Raw genomic sequence first — 9,962 nt, forward strand, 5'->3', positions numbered from 1 at the left:
CAGCCTCCTTTGTCATATTTTGTCGGTAAGTCGATATATTTTAAAAATCGCCGATATATTTTGAGTTACGGTCGATATATTCCAATAATCGCCGATATATTTTAAGTTACAGTCGATATATCCCAATAATCGCCGATATATTTTCACTTACACTACACATAAAAGCTACCGCGCACGGTAGCTTTTATTTTTTCTTCATATCCGACGCTTTTTTTACAATAACCCCACAAGCAATTCGATCACCTGATTTACCTGTCGGTTGTGTCATACCATCATCAGCATTTTCTGTAATAATAATAGACGCTCCATCTTTTCTATGAATCGTCGTTTTCCCTTCTTCAAGCGTTATATGTGGCGCATCAATTTCTGCTTTAATTTTCCCGGAACCGTCTGCAATTACGTTCGGTAAATCACCGTTTTCTGCACCCTTCGGATTAAGGAGTCCATGCTTTTTATTATCAGGGTTAAAATGATTCCCAGATGATTCAAAACGCGGTGCTTTACACTCACCAATTTCATGTACATGTATGCCGTGTGGGCCAGGTGTGAACCCTTCCCCTTTAATCTTAATTTTTACTCCGCTTGTTTGCTGCACTACTTTCGCAGTCCCCACTTCATCACCTGAAGCATTATGTAATTTCACGTCAATTTCTTTCGGCTTTCCTTGGTCACAACCTGCCATCAGAAATAGTAAACAACAACTGAAAAAAAGCCGTTTTTTCATTTTATTCCCTCCAAAATACATTCTGCCCTTAGATTGTCCGAGCATAGAGGGAAACATACAAAAATGAGTTACTGTTTCTTTTCAGCTAACAGCTTTTCTTCAACTTTCTGTAATCGATCTGCTTCTCGTTTTGATACACGAATGAACATACGCCACGTGGCAACCGCACCGATAATAAATAGAACACAAACAATCCCTGGAATAATATATTCTGTTTTATCTTCCGGAAAATATAATGGCATCATATAAATCACTCCTTATTATAGGATTCACAAGTCATCAGAATTTTCTGTTATATTATCTTAAATTATAGTGGAACCTATCCACATTCTCAAGGGGGCATTCCGAACGCGAATGATTTCTTTGACTCCTTCTTCTACTTTCCTTACTATAAACTTGAGGTGAAAAATATGAGAGAAACATTTGAAATTGGCGAAATCGTTACTGGTATTTATAAAACGGGAAAATACATTGGCGAAGTTACAAATAGCCGCCCTGGCAGTTACGTCGTAAAAGTATTAGCTGTTTTAAAACATCCGGTGCAAGGTGACTTACATAACGTAAAACAAGCTGACGTACCATTTTTCCACGAAAGACGTGCTTTAGCTTTTCGTGAACAGACGAACATTCCAGAGCAAATGGTGAAGAAATATGAAGGAGAAATTCCAGATTATACAGATTCACTCAAATTAGCATTAGAAACTCAAATGAATTCATTTTCTGAAGATGATTCACCTTTTGCAGTTCGTAGTCTAGAAACATTAGAGCAATTAAAAAAAGACTACAAACTTTAAAAAAACAAAACGACCAAATTACATACTGTGCAATTTGGTCGTTACTGTGTACTCACTTTCTTTAACACTTTTGAAAAATCAACGAGTTCCCCTAATGTTGGAGGTGCTGGTTTCACTAAATACTCTTTATCTTTTTCTACTAACTTAAAAATATTATACGTCGTCATCGCATCATCTAGCGCACAATGATGCTTACCCGTCCCTACTTTTCCATACGCCTCAATTGCTTTCCACAGTCCTGTTTGATTTCTCTCACCAAAAAACTTCTTATACTCAAGTGATAAATCACGACACTGTCCTTGGAAAGGAAAATCTACTCCCGCTTTTTCACAATTATGCTTCAACACTTTCATATCCATATTTCCCCACGTAACAATGGTCGGTTTACATCTCTTTTCATATTCTGCAAGTTTTTCAACGAGTTCTGGAAACGAAATTCCTTTATCTACGACTTCTTGTTTAATCCCTAAAAACTTCTTACATCGATCCGTTAAAGATGGAAAAGTTTTCGGCCTAACATGAGCTGAATACGTATCTTCTACCTTACAGCCAACAACCGAAACGAGTCCTACCTCAATAATCTCCGGGAAAAATCCTTTTGGTTTTTTTCTGTGCTGGGGCATCGTAAACTCAAAATCCAAAAATAAAAATTGTTGTTCATTCATACGATCCCTTCCTTATCATCTTTGTCATTCCTTTCTATTTGACACTCCTACACGAACAAGCTCGAATGCTAATTCCATTTTAAATATTCAGATTGGATGTATCTTATATATATGTCAAATGCCCGCAAATATTTTTAAAAATAAGAAAAAGTAACCTTTGCAGAAAATATAACAAAATAAGCCCTTTCATTTACATCCGACATTTTTCTACTTTATAATGACGTTATGTGTGTTTCATCTAGTTAATTTTTGACACACTAAGAAAAGTGAATGAAAGGAGATGAGAGTTTTGCACGAAACAACGCAAGAGCTCGCAAACTGGCAGTATTATTTTGCTATCGCAGTCTTTTTAATTACATATGCCATTATTATTTCTGAAAAAATTAATCGCGCTGTCATCGCACTTCTTGGTGCAGCACTCATGGTAATTATGGGGGTTGTTGATTTACACAATGCCTTTACGAAACATATTGAATGGGGGACGATTACACTACTCATCGGTATGATGATTTTGGTGAACATTACGAGTAAATCGGGCGTCTTCCAATACGTTGCCATTAAAGCAGCAAAAGGAGCGCAAGGAAATCCAATTAAAATTTTAATTTCACTTTCCTTACTTACTGCACTTGGTTCCGCGTTTTTAGATAACGTTACAACTGTACTTCTTGTTGTTCCAGTTACTTTATCTATTACGCGCATACTGCAAGTAAATCCTGTCCCTTATTTACTTTCTGAAATTATTTTTTCAAACATCGGGGGAACAGCAACATTAATTGGTGATCCACCTAACATTATGATTGGTTCTGCCAATAAGCATTTAGATTTCAATGCTTTCTTGCTAAACTTAGCGCCAATCGTAATTATTATCATTGCTGTGACAGCAGCAATACTTTACTTCATGTACCGCAAACAATTAATCGCTGATCCTGTACAAGTTAAAAAATTAATGAGTTTAGATGAAAAACAATACATTAAAGATCCAGTATTAATGAAAAAGTCTTTAACAGTACTTGGACTTACAATTGTAGGTTTCATGACCCATTCCATTTTCCACGTTGATGCAGCTATCATCGCTTTAACTGGTGCTACTGTACTTATGTTAATCGGTGTGAAAGAACATGAAATTGAAGAAGTATTCGCAAGTGTAGAATGGGTAACAATCTTCTTCTTCGCAGGACTATTCGTACTCGTTGGAGGACTTATCGATATCGGTCTTATTAAAATGTTAGCTCAAAAAGTAATTGGCATAACAGGCGGAGATATTTCTTACGCATCTATCCTTATTTTATGGGTATCTGGTATCGCCTCTGCAACGATTGATAACATTCCATTCGTTGCAACAATGATTCCTCTTATTAACGATATGGCTGTCGGATTAGGTTTATCACCTGCTGACGCACAAATCGACGTATTATGGTGGGCATTAGCATTAGGTGCTTGTCTAGGCGGAAACGGAACATTAATCGGCGCTTCTGCTAACGTAATCGTTGCAGGTATCGCAAGCCGAGAAGGACATAAATTTAGCTACATGGACTTCTTAAAAGTCGGTTTCCCAATTATGATCGTTTCATTAATCATTTCTCATATTTATATTTATGTACGCTACCTTATGTAGCACAAAAAGCGCCCTGCTTTCAGGGCGCTTTTTCTATCTCAAATATTACATATACTACTCGTTATACCTCACCGGCTCATTTCGAATAATGAACAAGTGAATCGGCAAGAACACCGAAAATGTGATGACATGAATAATTGTAAATAATATAGAGTTCGTTCCATATCTGTCTAAGATAGCGTAAATGAGATAAATGGACAACACAATCGATACAGCTGTTGCTAGTATACTTATAATTGGTACGAAATTAAAAATGAAACACGCGACATATATGCCGAATACTTTCCATCCTGCTTCTTCTTTCAAGAAATCTGGTAATTTATCTTTTGCTAAATCGCCCCATGTTTTACTATTTATAAAAGGAATAAAAGCAAGAACCCCATCCGTTGCACCATCATTTTTCGCCATCGTATACAGTGCAAAAGCCGTTAACAAATACGAAATAATTGCCCAAATTATGATAACAAGAATAAACGCAAAACTAAGAGCAAAGAAACCTGCTAGTACGCCTTGATCTTCCATCTTATCCTCTCCTCTCTACTTTCAACATATTTCGTTACATGGCAAGTTATGTTTTAAAATTCAACCAAACTCTCTGTATAATGAAATAAGCAAGATAATAAGAGAGGAGAATGTACTTATGCACCCATTTGTAAAAGCATTACAAGAGCACTTCATAGCAAATCAAAACCCAGAAAAAGCAGAACCGATGGCACGTTATATGAAAAATCACTTCCCGTTTCTTGGTATTCAAACTCCCGAGAGAAGACAATTATTGAAAGACGTCATTCAAATACATACTCTCCCAGACCAAAAAGACTTCCAAGTTATCGTACGTGAGCTTTGGGATTTACCAGAACGAGAATTTCAGGCAGCCGCACTCGATATGATGCAAAAATATAAAAAGCATATAAACGAAACGCATATCCCCTTCTTAGAAGAACTCATTGTAACAAAATCTTGGTGGGACACTGTCGATAGCATCGTCCCTACATTTTTAGGTAATATCTTTTTACAACATCCCGAATTGATTTCTGCCTATATTCCAAAATGGATTGCATCAAATAACATATGGTTACAACGCACCGCTATTTTATTCCAGCTAAAATATAAACAAAAGATGGATGAAGAACTTCTTTTTTGGGTTATTGGACAACTACATTCTTCGAAAGAGTTTTTCATTCAAAAAGCGATTGGATGGGTACTTCGCGAATATGCAAAAACAAAGCCCGATATCGTTTGGGAATACGTGCAAAATAACGAGCTTGCCCCGCTCAGTAGGCGTGAAGCAATTAAGCACATTAAAGAAAATTACGGAATAAATAACGAAAAAATAGGCGAGACTCTATCATAGATAGACGCGTTCCTCTATTGAGATTTAAAAAAGAACGTGTTAGAATATGTTCATTATTATTAATATAAGTAGCGATGACGGACTTATAAGTACTTGCACAAAAAGCGATTCAGGGATAGTGAAAGCCTGAAGCCGCAAGGAAACGGCAGTCTCGAGCAATACGTGATAAAGTGGATGCACCTTTTGTGTATCAACTAGGGTGGAACCGCGGGCAAACGCTCGTCCCTAGGCAATAAAGCCTTGGGATGAGCGTTTTTTTATGTTTTTTAAAGCATATACTGCTCGTTTCACAAGTTACCTGAGCACGTCATCGCCAATACGTTAACTTTCAAAAGGAGGATTTTATTATGTATTCAATGGAACAAGTAGTAAACTTAGCGAAACATCGCGGTTTCGTTTTCCCTGGTTCTGAAATTTACGGTGGTCTTGCAAACACTTGGGATTACGGTCCACTTGGAATCGAATTAAAAAATAACGTTAAAAAAGCTTGGTGGAAAAAATTCATTCAAGAATCTCCATACAACGTTGGTTTAGACGCAGCTATTTTAATGAACCCAAAAACTTGGATCGCTTCTGGTCACGTTGGTAACTTCAACGATCCAATGATCGACTGTAAAAAATGTAAAGCGCGTCATCGTGCTGACAAATTAATTGAAGATGCATTAGATGCAAAAGGCATCGAAATGGTTGTTGATGGTCTTACTTTCGACCAAATGGCTGACTTAATGAAAGAACATGAAGTAAAATGTCCTGATTGCGGTAGTGAAGAATTCACTGAAATCCGTCAGTTCAACTTAATGTTCAAAACATTCCAAGGTGTTACAGAGTCTAGCACAAACGAAATCTTCCTTCGTCCAGAAACAGCACAAGGTATTTTCGTAAACTTCAAAAACGTACAACGCTCTATGCGTAAAAAACTTCCATTTGGTATTGGCCAAATCGGTAAGAGCTTCCGTAACGAAATCACGCCTGGTAACTTCACATTCCGTACACGTGAATTCGAACAAATGGAACTTGAATTCTTCTGTAAGCCTGGTGAAGATTTAGAGTGGTTCGCATTCTGGCGTGAAACTTGTAAGAACTGGTTACTTTCACTTGGTATGACTGAAGAAAGCATGCGTCTTCGTGACCACGGTGAAGAGGAATTATCTCACTACAGTAACGCGACAACTGACATTGAATTCAAATTCCCATTCGGTTGGGGCGAACTATGGGGCGTTGCATCTCGTACAGACTTCGATTTAAAACGTCACATGGAACACTCTAACGAAGACTTTAACTATATCGATCCACAAACGAATGAGCGTTACGTACCATACTGCATCGAGCCATCTTTAGGTGCTGACCGCGTAACATTAGCATTCTTATGTGATGCATATGAAGAAGAGCAATTAGAGAACGACTCTCGTACAGTTCTTCGTTTCCACCCTGCTTTAGCACCATATAAAGCAGCAATCTTACCATTATCTAAAAAGCTATCTGAAGGTGCTACTGAAGTATTCGCAGAACTAGCTAAAGACTTCATGGTAGACTTTGACGAGACTGGTTCTATCGGTAAACGTTACCGTCGTCAAGACGAAATCGGTACTCCATTCTGTATCACATACGACTTCGACTCTGTTGAAGACAAAGCTGTTACAGTACGTGACCGTGACACAATGGAACAAGTTCGTATGCCAATTAGCGAACTAAAAGGTTTCTTAGAGAAGAAAATCCAGTTCTAATTATAAGAAAAAGAGGCTGCTCTAATGAGCGCCTCTTTTTTTACTTTTCACGTTTTTCTTTAATTGCTACTGTACATCTTGAAATACATAATAAATCGTCATTCTCATCAATGATACGTACATCCCAAACCATCGTTGAGTTTCCTCTATGTATCGGTGTTCCGATCGCTGTTACAATTCCATCTTTCTTTGAGCGAATATGATTTGCATTAATTTCTAGACCGAAACAGATGCATTTTTCTTGATCAATTAAATTGTATGAACCGACACTTGCTACTGTTTCCGCCAACGCAACAGAAGCACCACCATGTAAAAATCCAAATGGCTGATGCGTACGCTCATCTACGGGCATCGTAGCAACCACCTTATCTTCTGTCATCTCTAACAACTCAATTCCAAGTGAATCCATTAAAGTTTTTGCCATATCGTTTCCCCCTTCTCTTACTTTAATAAAATGTATAATTTTACCTATTTATTTTCAAACTACTTATAACACTTATATAAGGAGGTTTCACCTAAATGAAACAGAAATTTTGTATATTACTGCTTATGTGCTCCTTGCTGACTATTGTACCAAATTGTGCACTAGTAGCCAAAGCATCCAACCTGACAATCGATGTTCAGACTGTCACACAAAAAGGTAAGAAACCTTATATAGAATATCAAATTAACAGACCTTCTTTTCATAACTTTTCCGATTCTAAATTTCAAAATAAGCTCAATTTCTATTACAAAAAATCTACTGACAAATTTAAAACCAAATTAGAAAAAGACGCAAAAAAATATTATAAAGAAACAGAAGGATCAAGTACACCATTTCATCCGTACGTGGCGAATGTTGATTATAAAGTCTCTTTAAATAAACCACCTTTTCTTAGCCTATATTTGAATTACTATCAATATACAGGCGGAGCACATGGTCTTTATACGTGGAAGGCAAACACATTCGATTTAAACGAAAAAAAGTTACTACACTTAGACGATTTATTTCAACAAAAAGATGCATACAAAGAAGTAATTCGTGCTGAGATTGTAAGACAAATTAAACAAAATGAAAGTATTTATTTTCCTGATGCATCTGAAAAAGTCATGAGCACGAAAAAGTTCCACTTCTTTTTAGAACCGGACAATCTCGTCATTTATTTCCCTTTATATGAAATTGCCCCTTATTCAAGTGGAATTCCGCAATTTCGTATTCCTTATACGTTGTTAAGAGACTATTTGAAGCCTTCTTATCAAAATATTTTAATTGACAACAAGTAAATCTTTTCGCTACGATAATGTTAACCTAAAAACAACAGGAGGTTAACATTATGAGAAGATTTCATGTTTTAGATTTAGCATTAGCTGCCATGTTCGTTGCTCTTATGGCCATTGGTGCAAATATTGTATCTTGGGCACCATTCTTACAAATAGCGGGCGTCCCATTATCTATGCAACCATTTTTCGCAATTTTAGCAGGGCTTCTTCTTGGAAGTAGACTTGGTGCATTATCAATGACCGTTTACATGCTCGTTGGAGTAGCAGGTGCGCCAATCTTCGCTAACTTCAAAGCTGGATTTGGAGCACTTTTAGATCCTACTGGTGGTTTTATTATCGCATTTATTATCGTTGCTTACGTATCAGGAAAATTAGTAGAACAAAAGGAACGACCGACATTTCGTACATTTGCAATTGCTTCGTTGACAGGAATCATTTTAACGTATATTATCGGTACTACTTACATGTACGGAGCAGTCAATCTCTTCATGGGTGGTAATATGAGCTATAAAGCTGCTTGGATGATTATGATGTGGTTTGCAGTAAAAGATATTGCATTTACCATTATCGGTGCTATTATCGCACCTCGTATATACTATGCTGTACGTCGTTCCGCTTATCAGCATTCTCATTCGACGATTTCATAAGAAAAAGGAGTTGTTCCTACTGGAACAACTCCTTTTTTATATTAAGACTCTTGATTCGTTTGTTCTTCTAAAATTTTCTTCATCATCGTAACCATGTCATCACGTAATTCTGGGTGTTGCAGTGCCATTTCGATTGTTGTTTGAACAAATCCTAACTTTTCACCTACGTCGTAGCGCTTTCCTTCGAAGTCGTAAGCGAATACACGTTGAATTTCGTTTAAGCTTTGAATCGCATCTGTTAACTGAATTTCGCCACCAGCACCAATATGTTGCTGGTCTAAGAACATGAAGATTTCAGGTGTTAAAACGTAACGTCCCATAATTGCTAAGTTTGAAGGTGCTGTACCTGCTGCTGGTTTCTCAACGAAATTGCGAACTTGGTAACGACGTCCTTCCTGCTCTAACGGATCGATAATTCCGTAACGGTGTGTTTCATCTTCTGGAACCGTTTGTACACCAATAACAGAAGAAAGCGTTTTATCATATTCTTCAATTAATTGACGTAAACATGGTTTTTCAGCTTGAACGATATCATCACCTAATAAAACAGCGAATGGCTCATCACCAATGAATTTACGCGCACACCAAACAGCATGACCTAATCCTTTTGGTTCTTTTTGACGAATATAGTGAATATCCACCATTTTTGAAGAAGCCTGTACTTTTTCAAGTAACTCATACTTTTTCTTTTCTAATAAGTTTTGCTCTAACTCAAATGCATTATCAAAATGATCTTCAATAGAACGCTTCGTTTTACCAGTAACGATAATAATATCTTCGATTCCTGATTTTACTGCTTCTTCTACAATGTATTGGATAGTTGGTTTATCAACAATCGGTAACATTTCTTTCGGCATCGCTTTCGTTGCTGGTAAAAAACGTGTTCCTAATCCAGCTGCTGGGATTATCGCTTTTCTTACTTTTTTCATCACAAAATACCCTCTCTCCTGTCGGAATTCATAGCAATCATTTCCTACATAAAACAAAAGGGAGGTTTCGCTCCCTTTTGTTCCTTACTACTTAAAATTACTTTATATTATAAACGATTCATAATATCTTCTTTAATAGTAAGTAACTTTTGTTCACTATTTTGTAAAGAATTATCTTGAACACCGAAGTAGAACTTAATCTTCGGTTCAGTTCCAGATGGACGTAGGCAGAACCAAGAACCATCTTCTA

The 9,962-nt window shown here is 36.9% G+C and carries 13 protein-coding genes; 6 read left to right on the top strand and 7 right to left on the bottom strand.

Annotation, left to right across the window (positions count from 1 at the left end; genetic code table 11):
- Positions 1–184 precede the first annotated feature (184 nt).
- Together sodC and MR083_RS25060 are read right to left on the bottom strand one after the other, a co-directional pair.
- On the bottom strand, positions 185–724 hold the full coding sequence (sodC, locus tag MR083_RS25055; protein WP_000746511.1) for a superoxide dismutase [Cu-Zn]: 540 nt from the start codon (positions 722–724) through the stop codon (positions 185–187).
- A gap of 68 nt (positions 725–792) precedes the next feature.
- Positions 793–969, bottom strand: a complete 177-nt coding sequence (locus MR083_RS25060; RefSeq protein WP_000982762.1) for a hypothetical protein — start codon at positions 967–969, stop codon at positions 793–795.
- A 165-nt stretch (positions 970–1,134) separates the two neighbouring features.
- Here MR083_RS25060 and kapB point away from each other — a divergent pair, with 165 nt between their 5' ends.
- Positions 1,135–1,518, top strand: a complete 384-nt coding sequence (gene kapB, locus MR083_RS25065; RefSeq protein ID WP_001209341.1) for a kinase-associated lipoprotein KapB — start codon at positions 1,135–1,137, stop codon at positions 1,516–1,518.
- Between the two features lie 41 nt (positions 1,519–1,559).
- Here the strand turns inward: kapB and kapD are convergent, their stop codons facing one another.
- Complete coding sequence (kapD, locus tag MR083_RS25070) at positions 1,560–2,183, bottom strand: 3'-5' exonuclease KapD (protein WP_001005369.1); 624 nt, start codon at positions 2,181–2,183, stop codon at positions 1,560–1,562.
- A 289-nt stretch (positions 2,184–2,472) separates the two neighbouring features.
- Here kapD and MR083_RS25075 point away from each other — a divergent pair, with 289 nt between their 5' ends.
- Positions 2,473–3,798 (top strand): ArsB/NhaD family transporter, encoded by a 1,326-nt coding sequence (locus MR083_RS25075; RefSeq protein ID WP_000545221.1) that lies wholly within the window; start codon positions 2,473–2,475, stop codon positions 3,796–3,798.
- 54 nt (positions 3,799–3,852) lie between these two features.
- On the opposite strand, the gene MR083_RS25080 is transcribed toward MR083_RS25075, so the two are convergent.
- Positions 3,853–4,320, bottom strand: coding sequence for a hypothetical protein (locus MR083_RS25080; RefSeq protein ID WP_000390059.1), 468 nt, complete (start codon positions 4,318–4,320; stop codon positions 3,853–3,855).
- Between the two features lie 118 nt (positions 4,321–4,438).
- On the opposite strand from MR083_RS25080, the gene MR083_RS25085 reads away from it, so the two are divergent.
- Both MR083_RS25085 and MR083_RS25090 read left to right on the top strand, forming a co-directional pair.
- Positions 4,439–5,152: a DNA alkylation repair protein gene (locus MR083_RS25085; protein ID WP_242270006.1), complete on the top strand. Its 714-nt coding sequence runs from the start codon at positions 4,439–4,441 to the stop codon at positions 5,150–5,152.
- A 347-nt stretch (positions 5,153–5,499) separates the two neighbouring features.
- Positions 5,500–6,876: a glycine--tRNA ligase gene (locus tag MR083_RS25090; RefSeq protein WP_000287154.1), complete on the top strand. Its 1,377-nt coding sequence runs from the start codon at positions 5,500–5,502 to the stop codon at positions 6,874–6,876.
- 40 nt (positions 6,877–6,916) lie between these two features.
- Here MR083_RS25090 and MR083_RS25095 read toward each other — a convergent pair whose 3' ends face one another.
- Positions 6,917–7,300 carry a hotdog fold thioesterase gene (locus MR083_RS25095; protein ID WP_001140611.1) on the bottom strand — a complete coding sequence of 128 codons (384 nt, stop codon included), beginning with the start codon at positions 7,298–7,300 and terminating at the stop codon, positions 6,917–6,919.
- Between the two features lie 95 nt (positions 7,301–7,395).
- Here MR083_RS25095 and MR083_RS25100 point away from each other — a divergent pair, with 95 nt between their 5' ends.
- Together MR083_RS25100 and MR083_RS25105 are read left to right on the top strand one after the other, a co-directional pair.
- Positions 7,396–8,139 (top strand): DUF3298 and DUF4163 domain-containing protein, encoded by a 744-nt coding sequence (locus MR083_RS25100; protein ID WP_014893444.1) that lies wholly within the window; start codon positions 7,396–7,398, stop codon positions 8,137–8,139.
- 50 nt (positions 8,140–8,189) lie between these two features.
- Positions 8,190–8,783, top strand: coding sequence for a biotin transporter BioY (locus MR083_RS25105; RefSeq protein ID WP_242270007.1), 594 nt, complete (start codon positions 8,190–8,192; stop codon positions 8,781–8,783).
- Between the two features lie 41 nt (positions 8,784–8,824).
- On the opposite strand, the gene galU is transcribed toward MR083_RS25105, so the two are convergent.
- Positions 8,825–9,712, bottom strand: a complete 888-nt coding sequence (galU, locus tag MR083_RS25110) for a UTP--glucose-1-phosphate uridylyltransferase GalU (RefSeq protein ID WP_011040800.1) — start codon at positions 9,710–9,712, stop codon at positions 8,825–8,827.
- A gap of 107 nt (positions 9,713–9,819) precedes the next feature.
- Positions 9,820–9,962, bottom strand: a 143-nt coding sequence (locus MR083_RS27875; RefSeq protein WP_277931483.1) for a hypothetical protein, incomplete at its 5' end; no start/stop codon positions are given.

It is taken from the genome of Bacillus cereus group sp. BfR-BA-01408 (genome assembly GCF_022663305.1).
GTDB classification, from domain to species: domain Bacteria; phylum Bacillota; class Bacilli; order Bacillales; family Bacillaceae_G; genus Bacillus_A; species Bacillus_A pacificus.

Bases quoted from the DNA above. Each gene is read 5' to 3' on its own strand.
- sodC (WP_000746511.1), bottom strand. From the start codon at position 724: ATGAAAAAACGGCTTTTTTTCAGTTGTTGTTTACTATTTCTGATGGCA.
- MR083_RS25060 (WP_000982762.1), bottom strand. From the start codon at position 969: ATGATGCCATTATATTTTCCGGAAGATAAAACAGAATATATTATTCCA.
- kapB (WP_001209341.1), top strand. From the start codon at position 1,135: ATGAGAGAAACATTTGAAATTGGCGAAATCGTTACTGGTATTTATAAA.
- kapD (WP_001005369.1), bottom strand. From the start codon at position 2,183: ATGAATGAACAACAATTTTTATTTTTGGATTTTGAGTTTACGATGCCC.
- MR083_RS25080 (WP_000390059.1), bottom strand. From the start codon at position 4,320: ATGGAAGATCAAGGCGTACTAGCAGGTTTCTTTGCTCTTAGTTTTGCG.
- MR083_RS25085 (WP_242270006.1), top strand. From the start codon at position 4,439: ATGCACCCATTTGTAAAAGCATTACAAGAGCACTTCATAGCAAATCAA.
- MR083_RS25090 (WP_000287154.1), top strand. From the start codon at position 5,500: ATGTATTCAATGGAACAAGTAGTAAACTTAGCGAAACATCGCGGTTTC.
- MR083_RS25095 (WP_001140611.1), bottom strand. From the start codon at position 7,300: ATGGCAAAAACTTTAATGGATTCACTTGGAATTGAGTTGTTAGAGATG.
- MR083_RS25100 (WP_014893444.1), top strand. From the start codon at position 7,396: ATGAAACAGAAATTTTGTATATTACTGCTTATGTGCTCCTTGCTGACT.
- MR083_RS25105 (WP_242270007.1), top strand. From the start codon at position 8,190: ATGAGAAGATTTCATGTTTTAGATTTAGCATTAGCTGCCATGTTCGTT.
- galU (WP_011040800.1), bottom strand. From the start codon at position 9,712: ATGAAAAAAGTAAGAAAAGCGATAATCCCAGCAGCTGGATTAGGAACA.